The sequence below is a fragment of the Thauera sp. DNT-1 genome (assembly GCF_055393985.1).
This window is the reverse complement of record NZ_AP043752.1, coordinates 605,704-623,248: the sequence shown is the minus strand read 5'-3', so window position 1 is coordinate 623,248 and position 17,545 is coordinate 605,704. Positions and strand designations below refer to the sequence as shown.

At 62.0% G+C, this 17,545-nt stretch carries 18 protein-coding genes and 1 tRNA gene; 18 read left to right on the top strand and 1 reads right to left on the bottom strand.

Annotated features, from left to right (window positions below):
- Window positions 1-19 precede the first annotated feature (19 nt).
- From rfbB to ACZ5PP_RS02965, 5 genes are all read left to right on the top strand, one after another.
- Window positions 20-1,090 (top strand): dTDP-glucose 4,6-dehydratase, encoded by a 1,071-nt coding sequence (gene rfbB, locus ACZ5PP_RS02985; RefSeq protein ID WP_004310864.1) that lies wholly within the window; start codon window positions 20-22, stop codon window positions 1,088-1,090.
- Window positions 1,087-1,977, top strand: coding sequence for a dTDP-4-dehydrorhamnose reductase (gene rfbD / locus ACZ5PP_RS02980; protein WP_004310862.1), 891 nt, complete (start codon window positions 1,087-1,089; stop codon window positions 1,975-1,977). The genes rfbB and rfbD overlap by 4 nt, the downstream gene beginning before the upstream one ends.
- Before the next feature lie 41 nt (window positions 1,978-2,018).
- Window positions 2,019-3,467, top strand: coding sequence for a mannose-1-phosphate guanylyltransferase/mannose-6-phosphate isomerase (locus tag ACZ5PP_RS02975; RefSeq protein ID WP_004310859.1), 1,449 nt, complete (start codon window positions 2,019-2,021; stop codon window positions 3,465-3,467).
- A 78-nt stretch (window positions 3,468-3,545) separates the two neighbouring features.
- Window positions 3,546-3,630, top strand: a tRNA-Leu gene (locus tag ACZ5PP_RS02970).
- A gap of 94 nt (window positions 3,631-3,724) precedes the next feature.
- Complete coding sequence (locus ACZ5PP_RS02965) at window positions 3,725-5,194, top strand: DUF6538 domain-containing protein (RefSeq protein ID WP_464826743.1); 1,470 nt, start codon at window positions 3,725-3,727, stop codon at window positions 5,192-5,194.
- Window positions 5,195-5,290: 96 nt separating this feature from the next.
- On the opposite strand, the gene ACZ5PP_RS02960 is transcribed toward ACZ5PP_RS02965, so the two are convergent.
- Window positions 5,291-5,623, bottom strand: a complete 333-nt coding sequence (locus ACZ5PP_RS02960) for a hypothetical protein (RefSeq protein WP_464826742.1) — start codon at window positions 5,621-5,623, stop codon at window positions 5,291-5,293.
- 188 nt (window positions 5,624-5,811) lie between these two features.
- Here ACZ5PP_RS02960 and ACZ5PP_RS02955 point away from each other — a divergent pair, with 188 nt between their 5' ends.
- The 13 genes from ACZ5PP_RS02955 to ACZ5PP_RS02895 all read left to right on the top strand — a co-directional run bounded on the left by ACZ5PP_RS02955 (window position 5,812) and on the right by ACZ5PP_RS02895 (window position 17,535).
- The gene (locus ACZ5PP_RS02955; RefSeq protein ID WP_464826741.1) at window positions 5,812-6,600 is read left to right on the top strand and encodes a hypothetical protein; all 789 of its coding nucleotides are present in this window, start codon (window positions 5,812-5,814) and stop codon (window positions 6,598-6,600) included.
- Between the two features lie 611 nt (window positions 6,601-7,211).
- Complete coding sequence (gene ltrA / locus ACZ5PP_RS02950; protein ID WP_464826108.1) at window positions 7,212-8,468, top strand: group II intron reverse transcriptase/maturase; 1,257 nt, start codon at window positions 7,212-7,214, stop codon at window positions 8,466-8,468.
- A gap of 1,052 nt (window positions 8,469-9,520) precedes the next feature.
- Entirely contained in the window at window positions 9,521-9,721 is a 201-nt protein-coding gene (locus tag ACZ5PP_RS02945) for a helix-turn-helix transcriptional regulator (protein WP_464826740.1), read from the top strand.
- The gene (locus ACZ5PP_RS02940; RefSeq protein ID WP_464826739.1) at window positions 9,718-10,083 is read left to right on the top strand and encodes a hypothetical protein; all 366 of its coding nucleotides are present in this window, start codon (window positions 9,718-9,720) and stop codon (window positions 10,081-10,083) included. Before ACZ5PP_RS02945 ends, ACZ5PP_RS02940 begins: the two co-directional genes overlap by 4 nt.
- 30 nt (window positions 10,084-10,113) lie before the next feature.
- Entirely contained in the window at window positions 10,114-10,524 is a 411-nt protein-coding gene (locus ACZ5PP_RS02935) for an HNH endonuclease (RefSeq protein WP_464826738.1), read from the top strand.
- Window positions 10,521-10,733, top strand: coding sequence for a hypothetical protein (locus ACZ5PP_RS02930; RefSeq protein WP_464826737.1), 213 nt, complete (start codon window positions 10,521-10,523; stop codon window positions 10,731-10,733). Before ACZ5PP_RS02935 ends, ACZ5PP_RS02930 begins: the two co-directional genes overlap by 4 nt.
- A complete protein-coding gene (locus tag ACZ5PP_RS02925) occupies window positions 10,734-11,024 on the top strand; it encodes a phage holin family protein (protein WP_464826736.1) in 291 nt (96 codons plus the stop codon).
- Window positions 11,021-11,494 (top strand): hypothetical protein, encoded by a 474-nt coding sequence (locus ACZ5PP_RS02920; RefSeq protein WP_464826735.1) that lies wholly within the window; start codon window positions 11,021-11,023, stop codon window positions 11,492-11,494. The genes ACZ5PP_RS02925 and ACZ5PP_RS02920 overlap by 4 nt, the downstream gene beginning before the upstream one ends.
- Complete coding sequence (locus ACZ5PP_RS02915; protein ID WP_464826734.1) at window positions 11,491-11,667, top strand: hypothetical protein; 177 nt, start codon at window positions 11,491-11,493, stop codon at window positions 11,665-11,667. Before ACZ5PP_RS02920 ends, ACZ5PP_RS02915 begins: the two co-directional genes overlap by 4 nt.
- Before the next feature lie 286 nt (window positions 11,668-11,953).
- Window positions 11,954-12,463: a P27 family phage terminase small subunit gene (locus ACZ5PP_RS02910; protein WP_464826733.1), complete on the top strand. Its 510-nt coding sequence runs from the start codon at window positions 11,954-11,956 to the stop codon at window positions 12,461-12,463.
- A gap of 268 nt (window positions 12,464-12,731) precedes the next feature.
- Window positions 12,732-14,093 (top strand): IS1380 family transposase, encoded by a 1,362-nt coding sequence (locus ACZ5PP_RS02905; RefSeq protein WP_004300513.1) that lies wholly within the window; start codon window positions 12,732-12,734, stop codon window positions 14,091-14,093.
- A 274-nt stretch (window positions 14,094-14,367) separates the two neighbouring features.
- Window positions 14,368-15,672, top strand: coding sequence for a terminase TerL endonuclease subunit (locus ACZ5PP_RS02900; protein WP_464826732.1), 1,305 nt, complete (start codon window positions 14,368-14,370; stop codon window positions 15,670-15,672).
- A gap of 81 nt (window positions 15,673-15,753) precedes the next feature.
- Complete coding sequence (locus ACZ5PP_RS02895) at window positions 15,754-17,535, top strand: phage major capsid protein (protein WP_464826731.1); 1,782 nt, start codon at window positions 15,754-15,756, stop codon at window positions 17,533-17,535.
- The last annotated feature ends 10 nt before the right edge of the window (window positions 17,536-17,545 follow it).

Here is a 17,545-nt window from a genome sequence, read left to right as displayed (position 1 = left end):
CTCGAACAGGATTCCCCACGTGATTCTCGTGACAGGCGGCGCCGGCTTCATCGGCGCGAACTTCGTGCTCGACTGGCTCCAGGGTTCGGAAGAGCCGGTGATCAACCTCGACGCGCTGACCTATGCCGGCAACCGCGAGACGCTCGCGCGCCTGGAAGGCGACGCGCGGCACCTCTTCGTGCATGGCGACATCTGCGACCGCGCCCTGGTCGAGCGCCTGTTCGCCGAATACAAGCCGCGCGCGGTGGTGCACTTCGCCGCGGAGAGCCACGTCGACCGCTCCATCCACGGTCCCGGCGCCTTCGTGCGCACCAACGTAGACGGCACCTTCACCCTGCTCGAAGCGGCGCGCGCGCACTGGAGCGCGCTTCCCGCCGGCGAGCGCGAGGCCTTCCGCTTCCTGCACGTGAGCACCGACGAGGTCTACGGCTCGCTCGGCCCGAACGATCCCGCCTTCACCGAGACCAAGGCCTACGAGCCCAACAGCCCCTACTCGGCGAGCAAGGCGGCGAGCGACCACCTGGTGCGCGCCTGGCATCACACCTACGGCCTGCCGGTGCTCACCACCAACTGCTCGAACAACTACGGCCCCTACCAGTTCCCCGAGAAGCTGATCCCGCTGATGATCGTGAACGCGCTCGCCGGCAAGCCGCTGCCGATCTACGGCGACGGCCAGAACGTGCGCGACTGGCTCTACGTGGGCGATCACTGCAGCGCGATCCGCGAAGTGCTGGCGCGCGGCCGCCTCGGCGAGACCTACAACGTCGGCGGATGGAACGAGATGGCCAACCTCGAGATCGTGCACACCCTGTGCGCGCTGCTCGACGAGCTGCGCCCGAGTGCAGCCGGCAGCCACGCCCGCCTGATCACCTATGTCAAGGATCGCCCCGGCCACGACCGCCGCTACGCGATCGACGCGCGCAAGATCGAACGCGAGCTCGGCTGGCGGCCGGCGGAGACCTTCCAGAGCGGCATCCGCAAGACCGTGCGGTGGTACCTGGACAACCCGGCCTGGATCGCCAACGTGCAGAGCGGCGCCTATCGCGACTGGGTGGCGCGCAACTACGCCGGACGCGAGGCCCGCGCATGAAGATCCTGCTGCTCGGCAAGAACGGCCAGGTCGGCTGGGAGCTGCAGCGCGCGCTCGCGCCGGTCGGCACCGTCGTCGCGCTCGACCGTGGCGGCGCCGACGGCCTGCATGGCGACCTCGAGGACCTCGATGGCATCGACCGCACCGTGCGCAGCCTGGCCCCCGACGTGATCGTCAACGCCGCCGCCTACACCGCTGTCGACAAGGCCGAGACCGATGTCGAGCGCGCGCAGCGCATCAACGCGGAGGCGCCGGGCGTGCTGGCCCGGGCCGCGGCGACCGTGGGCGCGCTGCTGGTGCATTACTCGACCGACTACGTCTTCGACGGCAGCGGTGACACCCCCTGGCGCGAGAATGCCCCGACCGCACCGCTTTCCGTGTACGGCCGCAGCAAGCTCGCCGGAGAGGAGGCGATCCGCGCCGCGGGCTGCCGTCACCTGATCCTGCGCACGTCCTGGGTGTATGCGGCGCGCGGCGGCAACTTCGCCCGCACGATGCTGCGCCTCGCGGCCGAGCGCGAACGCCTGACCGTCATCGCCGACCAGCTCGGCGCACCCACCGGCGCGGAGCTGATCGCCGATGTCAGCGCGCATGCCCTCCGTGCCGAACACGCGGACCGCAGCCTGGGCGGCACCTATCACCTCGCCGCGGGCGGCGAGACGAGCTGGCATGGCTACGCAAGCTTCGTGATCGAGCAAGCGCGCAAGCTCGGGGCGACGCTCAAGGCAGGCGAGATCGCGCCGATCGGCACCCGCGACTATCCGACCGCCGCGGCGCGGCCGCTCAATTCACGGCTCGACACCTCGCGGCTGCGCGAACGCTTCGGTCTCGCGCTGCCCGACTGGCGCGACGGCGTCGCCCGCATGCTGCGCGAGATCCTGGACTGAAGCACCCGGCCGAACGACAGAACAACGCAAGGACCCGATTCATGACCATCAAGAGCGTGATCCTCTCCGGCGGCTCCGGCACCCGACTGTGGCCGGCGTCGCGCGAGAGCTATCCCAAGCAACTCCTCCCCCTTACCGGCGAGCGCTCGCTGCTGCAGGAGACCGCGCTGCGCCTGAAGGACTTCCCCGGCGGCGAGGTCGACCCGCGTCCGCTGGTCGTCACCAACGAGGAGTATCGCTTCATCATCGCCGAACAACTCCGCCAGATCGGCGTACGTTCGCCACAGATCGTACTCGAGCCGGTGGGACGCAACACCGCGCCGGCGCTCACTTTGGCCGCGCTGGTTGCGGTGGAGGAGGGCGATCCGATCCTGCTGGTGATGCCTGCCGACCACGTCATCACCGAACAGGTCGCTTTCCAGCATGCGATCGCGATCGGCGCCAAGGCGGCAGCCAAGGGTGCACTGGTGACCTTCGGCATCGTGCCCGACCGTCCCGAGACCGGCTACGGCTACCTCCGCAGCGGCGAGGCGCTGGCGGAGGGCGAGGGCGCGCGCGCACTGCTCGAGTTCGTCGAGAAACCCGACCGCGCCACCGCCGAGGCCTACGTGGCGAGCGGCGCCTACTACTGGAACAGCGGCATCTTCATGATGAAGGCCTCGGTGTGGTTGGCGGCGATCCGTCGCTTCGCGCCCGAGATGGCCGCGGCCTGCACGACGGCGGTCACCGGCTGCACCCACGACGCGGACTTCATCCGTCTCGACACCGCCGCCTTCGAGCGCAGCCCGAGCGACTCGATCGACTACGCAGTCATGGAGAAGCTCGCCGAAGCGCCGGAGCTCGGGCAGGGCGTGGTCGTGCCGCTGTCGGCCGGATGGTCCGACGTGGGCGCCTGGGACGCGCTGTGGGCGGTGTCGGCCAAGGACGGGGAGGGTAACGCCGCGCGCGGCGAGGTCCTCTTCGAGGCCTGCCGCAACACGCTGGTGCACGCCGGCAGCCGCCTGGTCGCCGCGGTGGGCTGCGAGGACATGGTGGTGGTCGAGACCCCCGACGCGGTGATGGTCGCGCACAAGGATCGCACGCAGGACGTCAAGAAGGTGGTCGCGCGCCTGAAGGCCGAGGGCCGCACGCTCACCCAGAGCCATCGCAAGGTCTATCGTCCCTGGGGCTGGTACGACTCGATCGACGCCGGCGAGCGCTTCCAGGTCAAGCGCATCGTGGTCAATCCGGGCGCCAAGCTCAGCCTGCAGATGCACCACCACCGCGCCGAGCACTGGATCGTGGTGAAGGGTACGGCGGAGGTCACCAACGGCGAGCGCAGCTTCCTGCTCGCCGAGAACGAATCGACCTACATCCCGCTCGGCCACACCCACCGCCTGTCGAACCCGGGCAAGGTCCCGCTCGAGATCATCGAGGTGCAGTCGGGCAGCTACCTCGGCGAGGACGACATCGTCCGCTTCGAGGACACCTACGGCCGCAGCACGGCTTGAGCGTCGGACCAGCCGCTGCCGCCCGGTACGCGAAGCGGCGCGTGTATAATGCGCGCCGCTTCACTTGTGCTGAAGTGTGCGGGGATGGCGGAATTGGTAGACGCACTGGATTTAGGTTCCAGCGCCGCAAGGCGTGAGAGTTCGAGTCTCTTTCCCCGCACCATTAAGTTATTGTTTTTGAAGTAAAAGTTCGCGAAATACTGCGGTTTTTGCCACCTTGCTACACATTTGTGTAGCAACAAGCAGGAACAGCAGCCATGCGCAGTCGCTATCTTGTCAGGCGAGGCGATACGTTCTACTTTCGCGTCCGCATCCCCGCCGACCTTCGCGAGCACTTCCCCGCTCGCGAGATCGTCCGCTCCCTACACACGACCGACAGGCGCGTTGCAGCGCCCCAGGCGCTCGTGCTTGCAGCGCAGCACCTTGCCCAGTTTCACAGTCTCCGCATGTCCAAGAATCACCGCGTCGAGCTTCTCGTGACTTTCGACTACCGCCCCGATGGTAGCCGTGCCGTTGTCTTCGACGATGTGCAGCCGCACGACATCGAGACCGTCAAGACCTTGGCGCGTGAGTTCGCCCCCGAGAGCACCGCAGCACCCACCCCGACGCCCTCACCGAAGACGCCGCTGCTGTCTGAAGCGGTGGCGGCGTTCCTTGAACGCGAGGCGAAGTCGGACAAGAACGCAATGCTCAAGAAGCACCGGGGCTGCCTGCCGGTCTTTGTCGAGCTTGTGGGCGATGTCCGCCTGCACGAACTCAAGCAGCGGCAACTGAACAGCTTCTTCGAGGATGTCAGCAAGCTGCCGAAGACGTGGCACCTGATCCGCAGGCGCGAGAAACTGAGCATTCGCCAGATCATCGAGCGCGACTGGCCCGGTATCGAACTCTTGGGGCCGAAGAGCTTCAAGGCGACGTGGCGCCCGTCCATCTCCCGCTTCTTGCGGTGGGCGAAAGCCAACTACCACGACGATGGTTTTCCTGCCGGCCTGACGCTCGATGAGGCGCAATATTCCGGCGATCGGAAGATGGGCGAGAACAAGCAGCGCGCACTGAAGCCGGACGAACTCAAGCGCATGTTTGAGGGGCCGGAAATGGAGGCGCTTGCGGGCGATCCTGCCGAGCATCACAAGTTCTGGTTGCCGCTGCTGTGTCTCTACACCGGGTCACGCATCAACGAGGTCGCGCAGTTGAACCCGCAAACGGACATCAAGCAGGACAGTGCGGGTGTCTGGTACTTCGAGCTGAGCGAGGAATCCGAGGGGGCGGAGGGCTTGGCGAAGTCCATCAAGACCGGCGTTACCCGCCGTGTGCCGATCCACGCCAAGCTCATCGAACTGAGCTTTCTGTCCTACTTGGAGCGCGTGAAGGCGACCAGCTCAAAGCTGCTGTTCCCTGCTTGGTCGAAACTGGATCGGCATGGAAAGCTGCGCCAACCCGGCGACTGGTTCAGGCGTCGCTTCCTCACCGATATGGGCCTACACGGTGCTGAGAACGAGTCGGGCAGGGCGCTGCGTGGCGCGCACGCGTTCAGACACACATTCCTGACCTACGGGCATGCGCAGGGGCTCGACCTGGAGCGTCTGACCCACAAGCTGCCGGCGCACCAGTCCAGCGTCGTCGCCGGGTACATCGACTCGTCGCTGACGATGTCGCTGGCGCGTGAGAAGGCGCTGATTGATCAGCTTGATTACGGGCTGTCGATTCCTGTCCCCAGAATGCCCCTGTGACGCGATAGGAAGCTCCACAAGCTGACCAGACCGCTCGGACGTAGCGGAACAAGTGAAACGCCCCACGAAGCGCTGTGGGGCGTTTTCCTTGGGCGGTCAGCGAGCCCGGCTGGCTTTCGTCTTCTCGGGCTTACGAGTTGGGTCTTGGGTGAGGGCATCTTTCGCCGCTGCGATCTGAGCAGGGGTATAGCCTGCTGCCTGGAGAAGCTCGAAGGCGTAGGTTGCTATTCTCTGTTTCTCCGTCTCTGCGTTCCGAAGGAACTCGATATAGATTCCAAGCGCCTGAGCAGCTTCATCGAGGAATACTTTTCCCTGCTCAAGCGCTTCTAGACCCTCGGCGTAGCCTTGGGAAAAGGCATCCAAGAAGCCACCGGCTTTGGCGAGGACGTCGCTGGCATTGAGGTATTGCCGTTGCGCTTCAGTGACCACTGCGCCCCCTATAAATAATCATTACCTTATATGTACTAAGTCATAGCCAGCTGCTATGATCCAATCCGACCTGTCCGAGCGAAAGAGACGGGCGAAAAGAAGCCCGCCGGGTAAGGGCGGGCTCGAAATGGCTTCAACTCACCTTGCAGTGAGAATAAATCGAACTCCCGTCACAAGGAACTCAATTCATGTCTAATTATACCAGCCTCGCCCCCGAAGTTGAAACCCCTCACGCGAAAGATTTGGCTGACGAGCTTTTCGACGATGCCTTCTTCGCCGAGCTTGCGCGAATTCAAGCGCGTGTAGCCGAGGTGACAGCGCCTGTCGCAGTTGAAATCGAAACGCCGAAAGTTTCAATCAGCGCTGACTGTCTCATGCCGGATGTTGCGCCCGCATTTCGTGGCGACATTGCGCGGATGCCGCAGCTGATCACCCGCGACGAGCATCGCAATGTCCTCGCCGAAAGGCGCGCGATCGACCTCATTTACCTGCACCGGATTGGATTCCGGCCGACGCTCGACACTTCGCTGATCGATGGTCGATTCCGCGAACTGATGACCGGCGACACGCTTGATATTGCCCTCGTTCGCGAATTCGCCACGATCGTTAGCTCGAAAACGAGCCGGTGGTCAGATGAACATCTCGCCGAAAAGGTGCTGTTCATTCCGGCGAACCTGCAAGTTCGTCTTTGCCAGCTCGCTACCGAGGCGATTAAGCGCAAGCGTGCACGCGTGATCAACGAGGCGCCGGCCATCCGCGCAAAGCTGGAGAACTCGATGCGCAAGTCCGGCGATGCCAAGAATCTGAAGCATGCCGGCCTGTGGGCGCAACTGTGGGTGTGCGATGAACTGATCAGGTTCGCATGTGGTCGTCGCAGCCCCCAGGAAGTTGGCCTGCTGCTGGGCGCGATGACCGGCACGCCGATGGCGCGTTCCGATGTTGCCAAGAAGCTGAGGGCTATCGACGCCCGTCTCTGATCACGCCCATCCCGGAGTGCGGCACGAGCCCTCGCGAGAGGGCTTTTTCTTGGTGCGCCCGGCAGGGCGCACTCACTTGGAGGTGAAAGTCCTCTACTCGCCCGGCAAGGGGAAGAGTTAGCTGAACGGCAAGGGTGTCGCGGGTAACTGCGAATCTGGAGGAAGCCGAAGGCAAAGCGCTGGCCTGACGAACAGGAAGCGGATAGGAGGCGCTGCAGCGGGGTGAGGCGGCCAATATTGTCAAAGCCCGAAACTTGCACGGAACGCTGTGACGTATATCCGACAGGTATAAGCGTGAAGGTGGGTGCGTCATACCCGGGGAGATCCTCACGGGTGCCGTTGTGCTACTGACGTCGTGAGGCGTTGGGATGCGCGTGAGGAAGTCAGCAGAGGCCATAGTAGCCGCCGGGATGGGGCGAAGGGCTGAACATGGAAGAACGCGAGTAGGCGAACGTTTCTCGATGAAGCCGAGGAAGACAGAAGCCCATCGGCCAGATGGGGCGCAGGCAGCGGATTCCGGACGGTATCCGGAGGGGGCTGGGCTGCGTGTCGAGGTGGAGTCGGCGGACGTTGAGCGGACGAAAGCGGAGTTGGAGCGGGCAAGCGGGCTGATGGAAGCCGTGTGTGAGCGCGGCAACCTGTGGCTTGCGTACGAGCGGGTGATCCGCAACAAGGGTGCAGCCGGTGTCGATGGCATCGGGGTATCCGAGTTCAAGGCTCATCTGCAGCAACACTGGCCGACGATCAAGGCCAAGCTGCTGGCGGGGACGTACATCCCGCAAGCGGTGCGCCGGGTGGATATTCCGAAGCCCCAAGGCGGGATGAGGACGCTCGGCATACCGACGCTGACGGATCGACTGATCCAGCAAGCGTTGCATCAGGTGCTCTCACCGATCTTCGAGGTGGCGTTCTCCGAGTCGAGCTACGGCTTCCGACCGGGGCGATCTGCCCATCAGGCGGTCAAGGCGGCGCAGCGGTATGTGGCTCAAGGTCGTCGCGTCGTGGTGGATATGGATCTGGAGAAGTTCTTCGACCGGGTCAATCACGACATTCTGATGGCGAAGTTGGCGAAGAAGATCGGGGACGGGCGGGTACTGAAGCTGATCCGACGGTATCTGGAAGCGGGGATGATGGCAGAGGGCGTCGTCAGCCCGCGGACGCAGGGTACGCCGCAAGGCGGCCCCTTGAGTCCGCTGCTGTCGAACATTCTGCTGACAGAATTGGATCGGGAGCTGGAGCGCCGGGGCCACGCGTTCTGTCGCTATGCGGACGACTGCAACATCTACGTCAGAAGTCAGGCGGCAGGCGAGCGTGTCCTGGGCGGTATTACCCAGTTTCTGTCCGAGCGGCTCAAGCTCACGGTCAACGAGGCCAAGAGCGCGGTCGCACGACCGTGGGAGCGGAAGTTTCTGGGCTACAGCCTGACTTGGCACAAGGCCCCGAAGCTGCGGATTGCGCCGACTAGCCTGAAACGGCTGGAGGACAAGATTCGCGAGGTGCTCAAAGGTGCGAGGGGGCGTAGTGTGCGGCGCACGATCGAAGAACTGAATCCGGTGCTACGGGGTTGGGCAGCGTACTTCAAGCTGACCGAGACCAAGCGGGCGCTGGAAGAGATCGACGGTTGGCTCCGGCGCAAGCTGCGCTGCATCCTGTGGCGGCAGTGGAAGCGCCCTTATACTCGCGCCAGAAACCTGATGAAGGCGGGGCTGAAGGAGGAGCGGGCGTTTCGCTCCGCGTTCAACCAACGCGGGCCGTGGTGGAACAGTGGCGCTAGCCACATGAACGCGGCCTTCCCGAAAGTCTTCTTTGATCGTTTGGGGCTGGTGTCGCTGCTCGATACGACGCGACGACTCCAGTGTCTTTCATGAACCGCCGTATGCGGAACCGCACGTACGGTGGTGTGAGAGGGCGACGGGGGTGACCCCGTCCCCTACTCGATGCCTGTGTGCAGCTCGGTGTGCAGCTCGGTGTGCAGCTGCGTGTGCAGCTGATCGAGCTAGAGCCCGCGCTGTTACTGGGCAAGTGCGAAAAATCGTTACGCGAGTCCTCCTAGTCCTGGTAGTCCTGATAAAAAACAACGAGAACCCCGGCTCAGCGCTACGCGCCTCGCTGACGTTCTCGCAAGCCAAAACCCCTGTTCCGGAGAACAACAACATCACCAGCCTGGAGTGCTCCGGCTCAGCGCCTGCGGCGCCTCGCGCGCAAGCGTACGAAGGTTTATTTAAGGTTTGAAAAAAAGGGGGTTATTTAATGATGACAGCTATGGTTTTCCCCTCATCTGCTCCGGCTAGGGTTTGCGCGCTTCGCGCGCCTGCGCGGCGCTTCGCGCCTTGCTGCGGCCTTCGGCCGCACTTCTCTTTCCGGAGGTTCGAAAACCTAGCTATCTCCGGCTAGGGGGTTTTGACTTCCAACCCGGAACAGGCTTGTCCTCGCCTCGCGCTGACGCGCTCGCTCAGGGATGAGAGCTGTGCCGCGTGATAGGCCGACGAAGCTCTGGCGCAACAGGGTAGGGTTACCGGTTTCCCCGCTGCGCGTTCCGCGTTCCGCTGTCCGTTTCCGCTGCTTCTCGTTACGCTCCGGATAGCTCTCCGACTTCACTAGAAGCTCTACAAGCGCCCCACAATGCTCTCGGACATATCCGATATACCCCGAGCGATTTAAACCGCTCTGAGAGCGTTTAAACGCGTCTTCTCGGTCGGATAAGCGAAAGCCCCCGGTGCCAGGACAAGGGACAGTCGCGAATGCAGCACCTGTCAATTCAGCATCTTCGATTGAATAATTAACATCCCCCGCATTGAAAAAAAGATTCCAAAAATATATTTGAACATTCGTTCGCATTGGTTCGAATGTATATTGAAACGTGGTATTCAGTCGCGTAAACTTCAGGCATTGATAAATCACTACTGACTGAGGTTTTCAAATGTCTGACGTTTCCCAAATCCCTGCGCTCGCACGAGGCAAGCAAGTCTGCGCCGCTCTCGGCGTCTCGCGCTCGGCCTTGTATGAATGGATTTGTGCCGGAAAATTTCCGAAGCCGATCAAGCTCGGTGGTCGCAACGCTTGGCCCTGGATCGTCGTTCGCGAATGGCTCGACGCCCAGAACAAGGCGGTGCCGGCATGAAGCGCCCGAGCATCGTATGTGGCTGGGGCGGCAAGGACGGCGATCACCTCGACCTCGACGCGATCCGCAAACCCGGCCAGCCCGGCATCGATGAAATCCTAAAGGCACGCGAGCCCAAGTCTGAAGCCGCTCCGTCCCCCGAGTACGTCGAGCACCTGATCGGCAACCTGATGTCGCTTTACCAGCTCCTTCGAGACACCCGCGATGCCACCGTCCGACGTGATTCGATCAAGGCAACAATCGAGCTAAGCCAGCGCATCCTCGCTGCCCGTCGTCAAATCGAGATCGAACGCCACGATCAGGCAATTCGCGACATTGACAGGCAGGTCAGTGAATTGAAGTTGATCGGCGATCTGGTTTAGAATCAACCTGTTCCTTTGTTGAAAATCAGAATGGCGCCTTCGGGCGCCTATTTTTTTGCCCGTATTGTCCTGAATTGTCCTGAATTGTCCGGCATTGAATCCAATCGACATTACGGGCGGTATCATTACGTCATGGAACACCGGATTAAGTTTTACGACCATGCAGCCTGGAAAAGACTTCGCCTTGAGCAGTTGAGGCGTGAGCCCTTTTGCGTCTTTTGCGCCCGCTCCGGTCGTCAAGTTCCTGCCACCGTCTGCGATCACATTCAGCCTCATCGCGGTGATGAATCGCTGTTTTTCGACCCAGAAAACCTTCAAAGCGTTTGCAAAACATGCCATGACGGCACCAAGCAGCGTATCGAGAAATCCGGCATCGAAGTGGGTGGCGACGCCTTCGGCATTCCCTTCGCAAAGAATCATCACTGGAATCAGGCCAAATGACTATCGAAACCGAGTACGTCCCGAACCCTCGTCATGCAATCCTCGCGCATGAGCTCGAATTGCTGAACGCCGAGCTGATCGAAGAGGGCTTTAGCGATAACGTCCGCCTCGCAGTTCTTCGTCATGCAGGGCGGCACATGCTCCGGATGTCCATGCTGTTCGTGAATCAGCGTCCTGCCGTAGCCGAAGAACCGGAACTTGACGATTAAATGCCTGAACGTCTGATCACGGATCATTACGTCGCAGCCCTCGCAATGATCGCCGCAATCTGGGGTGGCGTCGTTTCCTACTCCCGCCGCATCCTCTCCGGCGAGCGCTATTCAACCTTCGCTGCTGGTGCGCACATCCTCACAGCAGGTTTTGCCGGCCTACTAGCAGCGCTCGCCTGTCTTCATGCCGATGTACCCGTCTATCTGGCAGGCGTGATCTCCGGCATTGCTGGTCACATGGGCGCTGAGCTTGTCCGTTTGCTTGAGCTGCGATTTACCAAGAAACAATGATTCCGATCCCGATCATCGATCAGCTTACCGCCCTTATCCGTGATCGTAAGCGGATCGAGACTGAACCCAATGCGGCTTGGAATAGATACCTCGAAGGGCATCACGGCCGTGAGCGAGCGGCCGCCGCAGCTCTCGCGGCTGAAGCACGCAAGCAGGAACTTAAGGCCGAGCGCGAGCGCATAACCAACGCACTGAATCTGCCTCTGGGCATTAGCCCGGTCTGGAAGGGTTACCACAGTGCCGAGATCGTGAGTTTCAAGGCATTTCTGATCAATCCAGGCGGCGGAAGCCGACGAGTCGGCACATTTCCGACCGTCGAGAAAGCTGTCGAGGCCATCAACGTCATGCGCTCAAGGTTGAACGCTGAGCGAGAACGCCGCTATCAAGTTGAGGTCGCCGAACACCGCGCAAAGCGAAACCTTGAGCGAGAGCGCAGCAGCAAACTCGCGTTATCGGAATCAACGCCATGAACTCTAATCGCGAACCTGAACAACTCCCTGAAGGTGTCATTGCTTGGGGCTGGCGATACAGAGTCAAGATCAAAACTCGGAACGGCACCCACATTCTGCCGGAAGAGCACGAGACACCCGAAGCAGCACACGTTGCATTCATCGAAGCACAGGCAGCGCAATGGAACGGCTAACCGAACGCCAAGAGCAGTTCATTCAATCCGCACCGCCGCTGTATCAAGGCGCCGTCCGTGATGCCTTTGAAGGCAAAGCGAGCCCGCGTCGTGTGATCAAAGCCTTCTGCCTGTCCTGCACTGGATTCGTGCGTGAAGAGATCAAAGCATGCACGGTCGTCCTGTGCCCGCTCCACGCATTCCGGCCCTACGTCAAACATGACGATGAACGAGCCGAGAGTTAAGGCGAGTAGGGGCGGGGTAGGCAAATGTTGCCAACGAGCAGCCGGAAACGAACGCCCTCGAAGTGTTCATTTTTCCGTTTCGTAAAAAAAAGCCAAAATCCATAATGACTAAACCATCCGTCAAACGAAGAGGGCCACGCGCTGATAGTGTCGAGTTCGCTAAATCCGTAGCCGAGGCCGCAACGCTTCCGCCCCTGATGCCGCTGTACTCGCTCAGCGCTGGCGCAGAAAAACATTGGCCCCGGATTATCGGCGCCAAGCGTCGCGAACTCTGGACGCCTACCGATCTGGACACTGCTGGCCGTCTTTGCGAAATGCTCGCCAAGGTCGATGTGCTGTGGGCGATCCTCAAGGATCAATCATCGATCATCAGAGACTCGAAAGGGCGCCTTGTTGATCACCCGGCACTCTCACAAGTCCGTGAGCTTGAGCGCGACATTCAGGCGACGAAGCGACACTTGCAGATTAACAGCGCAGCAGTCAATGGGCCGAGTCATCACCTTGCCGGCAAGAACGAGCAGGCCCGCATGATCGCCTTCAGCCTGGACGATGAAGACGACTTGTTCGCGTAGTGGTCCGACGCGTGCGGCGCGTGTCGTTGAGTTCATCGAGAAATATTGTCTGGTGCCAGAAGGCGCCCGCGTAGGCCAACGTATCAAGCTGGCCCCGTTTCAGCGTAAGTTCATCCGTGCTGTCTATGGCAATCGCAAGGGCACCCGGAAAGCGTATCTCAGCATCGCCAGAAAGAACCCTGAATCCGTGTTCGTTTAGCCGGAAATCCAGCCTAACGCATTGATGTAATTGTACAATTACGCATCCGACTCATTCACCCAACCGACCATGCCGCGCTTCGAAGTCAAGCAATCCGCCAAGCTCAACCTGACCTCGTACTCGGGCCTGGCGCTGATCGGGCAGTGCTGCCAGGCGGCACAGGTTCAGGCGGTGATCGACCCGAGGCTGCCAGTGTCGCAGGGCATGCTGAGCTCGGATCTGGTCAAGTCGGTGGTCGGGCTGCTGAGCCTGGGCAAGAGCGACTTCGAGGCGATCGAGCCGTTTCGCGGCGACCGCTTCTTCAAGGAAGCGCTCGGGCTCGCCAAGGTGCCCGGCAGCGTGTGGATGCGCCAACGGCTCGATGCCCGCGCGGCCGAGCTGCGCGAGCTGACCGACGAGCTGAGCCTGCGCCTGCTCGAGCGCACCGAGGCGCCGATCACGGCGCACAAGGGCTACGTCTGCGCCGACCTGGACACCTTCGTGATGGACAACTCCGACACCAAGAAGGAAGCGGTCAGCCGCACCTACCAGGGTGTCGACGGCTACACGCCGATCGCGCTGTACCTGGGCAACGAGGGCTGGAACCTCGGCCTGGAACTGCGCGCGGGTTCGCACCACTCGGCGCTGGAGACGGAGTATTTCTTCGAGCGCGCGCTCCCGCGCCTGCGCCGGGTGTGCGCCGCCGATGCGAAGCTGCTGTGGCGCGCCGATAGCGGCTTCGATAGCGCGCGGCTGCTGTTCGCGCTGGCCGACGAGCGCGATCGCTGGGCCGAACTCGGGCGTTCGTTCGATTACCTCACCAAGTGGAACCCGCGCCGCCAGGACAAGACCGCCTGGGTGGATCGGGCCGAGGCCGCCGGTGCGTTCGAAGAAGCGCGCGTGGGCAAGCGGGTGGGGCTGCTGGACCTGAAGATCGATCGTGCCTGGAAGAAGGCCAAGCGCACGCTGCGCCTGGTGGTGCGGGTGACCGAGCGCACCATCGACAAGAAGGGCCAGCACCTGCTGGCGCCCGAGATCGAGATCGAAGGCTGGTGGACCAGCCTCGATGGGGCGATGGCCGAGGTGATCGAGCTCTACAAGCACCACGGCACGCACGAGCAGTTCCACTCCGAGATCAAGACCGACCTGGACCTCGAGCGCCTGCCCTCGGGTAAGTTCGACACCAACGACGCGGTCGTGCATCTGGCCGCATTCGCCTACAACTGCCTGCGCCTGATCGGCCAGCTCGGGCTGGCCGGCGAGCTCTCGCCGATCCGCCACCCGGCCAAGCGCCGGCGCATCAAGACGGTGCTGCAGGAGGTGATGTACCGCGCGGCGAAGTTCGTCGAACACGCCCGGCGCCTGGTGCTGGACTTCGGGCGCGGCGTGGCCGCGCATGTGAAGGTGTTCACCACGGTGCAGGCGCGACTGTGCGCGGTGGCTTCGCCGTGATGCAAATCCGGCGGCCGAATTCTCCGAATCGAGGCCATTTCGCTGCGGCGGAAGGGCGACGGCCGCGCGGGAGAAGGGAAATGACATAGCGCACCCGCCGGAAGCCCGGCTCGCCGGCGCTCCGGGCCATGAAAGGACGGCGCTCGGGGCTGCGGTGAGCTGAGATTGGGAGTCAGGCAGCAGAAGAATCATGCGCTGGGGCTCGCGGAGCGGGTATGCGCTGTAGAGAACACGGATTCAGGAGAACGGCAAAACTGCCTTGATTGCGTGTCTGGTGATTGCGCACCTGATCGGCCCCGAGGCGAAGCAGAACAGCCAGATTGTCAGTGGCGCAATGTCACGCGAGCAGGCGGCGATTGTGTTCAGCTTGTGCGCCAAGATGATCCGCCTGAATCCGCTGCTCGAAAGTAAGGTCCGCATCATTGACTCCCGGAAGGAACTGCACGGCCTCAAGCGCAATGTGGTTTATCGCGCACTCGCCGCCGAGGGCAAGACGGCACACGGCCTCTCCCCTGTTCTGGCGATCCTGGATGAAGTAGGGCAGGTGCGCGGCCCCACGTCTGAATTCGTCAATGCGATCACGACGGCACAGGGCGCGCACCAAGAGCCGCTATTGATCGCCATCAGCACGCAAGCCGCCAACGATACCGACCTGTTCTCGATCTGGCTGGACGATGCAGAGAAGTCCGGCGACCCGCACGTTATCAGCCACGTCTATGCAGCGCCTGCCGATTGCGAACTAGATGACCGCAAGGCATGGAAGGCCGCTAATCCCGGTCTAGGCGCTTTCCGCTCGCTGAAGGATGTCGAGCAGCAAGCCGCCGAGGCGATGCGGATGCCGTCTGTTGAATCCACGTTCCGGAACCTGACGCTGAATCAGCGCGTGAGCGTCGTTAGCCCGTTCATGTCGCTGAACACATGGAAGAGCTGTGGCGCTCCATCCGGCTATCTCGACGGGCTTGAAGTCTTTGGCGGACTCGACCTGTCCGCACGTACCGACTTGACGAGCCTTATTCTGATCGCCAAGGACGCGTCCGGTATCTGGCATGTCGCCTCGTACTTCTGGACGCCAGCGCAGGGGCTGATGGACCGCGCCCGACGCGATCGCCAACCCTATGACGTGTGGCGGGATCAGGGCTTTCTGCGCACGACTCCGGGCGCAACAGTCGATTACGAACAGGTCGCCCGCGACATCGCTGAATTGACAGACGGATTGAACGTCAAGGCGATTGCCTTCGACCGCTGGCGCATCGACATCTTCAAGAAAGAGCTTGAGGCGCTGAGCTTGAATCTGCCCCTGATCCCGCACGGGCAGGGCTTCAAAGATATGTCGCCTGCACTGGACACCGTCGAAGCCGAGTTCCTGAATCAGCGGGTCGCACATGGCATGCACCCGGTCTTGACAATGTGCGCAGCCGGCGCAGTCGTCACCAAAGACCCCGCCGGTAATCGCAAGCTCGACAAGTCCAAAGCGACCTCCCGGATTGACGGCATAGTCGCCCTCGCAATGGCCTTTGGTGCCGCCAATTTCATGATCGAGGAAGAGCGCGAACCCGAATACCAACTGATGATCCTGTAGATTCTTCAATCGGACAAAACAGGACAATACAGGACAATTCGGTTATGGAATGCCAATTCAATAGGCGCGAGAATAGCGCCTATGGACAAAAGCATTCTCAAAGCCTCTTCGACCATCACGGTCAAGTCTTTCGACCCTGAGCAGGGAATCATTCGCGGTATCGCTACGACCCCCAAGACGGATCGTGATGGCGACATCGTGATCCCTGAAGGCGCAGTTTTCGAGCTGCCGCTGCCTCTGCTTTTCAACCACGACCCGAATCAACCGATTGGCCACGTCATCGAAGCGACTGCAACGAAAGCAGGCGTCGAGATCGTGGCCAAAGTCGCTAAAGACGCGACCGCCCGCATTAGCGAAGTGTGGCAACTCATCAAGTCCGGCCTGGTTAGTGGCTTCTCGGTCGGATTCCGCGCACTTGAAGCCGAACCCATCGAGACCGGCTTCAAGTTCAACAAGTGGCAGTGGCTGGAGCTTTCAGCCGTGACCATCCCGGCGAATACCGAAGCCGCCATCCAAGTCGTCAAATCAATCACCAATGAGGTATCACCCGCAATGACCATCTCCGAGCAAATCCAGCAGTTCCAAGCCAAGCGAGCCGAAGTCCTGGCCGGTATGGACGCGCTGATCACCAAAGGCGCCACCCTGTCGCAAGACGAAGACGCCAAGTACCAGGCCGCTGAGGCCGAGATCGCTGCGATCGATCAGCACCTCGATCGCCTGAAGGCTGCCGAAGCCCGCCAAGCCAAGGCTGCGAAGCCCGTTCAAGGCTCGAACATCAGCGTCGAAGACAACGCGCCGAAGGGCACGGACTTCGTCCGCTACACCAAGTCGCTCGCGCTCGCGAAGGGCAACCCCATGCAGGCCGTCGAGATCGCCAAGGCTGCCGGCTACGGCAACCGCGTCGAGACCGTCCTGAAGGCTGCGGTCGCTGCCGGCTCGACCACCGACGCCGGCCTCGCCGTGCTGGTCGAGAACCAACTGATGACGGGCGAGTTCGTCGACATGCTCCGTCCGGCGACCATCGTCGGCAAGCTGTCGGGCGTGCGCAATGTCCCGCAGAACATCCGCATCCCGCGTGCAACCAGCGGCACCTCTGCGAGCTGGATCGGCGAGGGCAAGGCTGCCCCGATCACCAACGCCGCATTCGGCGACCTGGAAGTCGGCTCGCACAAGCTGGGCGCCATCGCCGTGTTCACCGAAGAGCTGCTGCGCCGCTCCGAGCCGGCCGCCGAGATCCTCGTCCGTGACGATCTGCTGAACGCTGTCGTGCAAGCCGTTGATGTCGCCTTCATCGATCAATCCAACGCCGGTATTGCTGGCGTCAAGCCCGCCTCGATCGCCAACGCTGCGACGACTGCCGCTGCTTCGGGCGTGACTGCTGCCCACGTGCGCGCTGATGTGAAAGCCGCTTACGGTGCGTTCGTCGCTGCGAACCAGCCGATCGCCTCTGGCGTGTGGATCATGCACCCGAGCACCGCGCTGTCGCTGTCCATGATGGTGAATGCAACCACCGGCCTGCGCGAATTCCCTGGCGTCGATTTCGTGACTGGCGGCACCTTCGAGGGCCTACCCGTCGTGCTGAGCACCAACGTGCCTGGCACCCCGGTGGCTGGCTACGACCTGATCCTGGCCGTGCAGAACGAAATCCTGCTTGCTGAAGGTGGCCTTGCCATCGATGCGTCGCGTGAAGCCTCGCTCGAGATGGATACCGCCCCGGTCCATGACAGCAAGACCCCGACTCCGGCACAGCTTGTCAGCTTGTGGCAGACCGGCGCGATGGCAATCAAGGCCATTCGCGGCATCACCTGGAACCGTCGCCGTCCGACTGCTGTGTATCGCGTGTCGGCTGCCAAGTACGCGTGATGACCAAGCC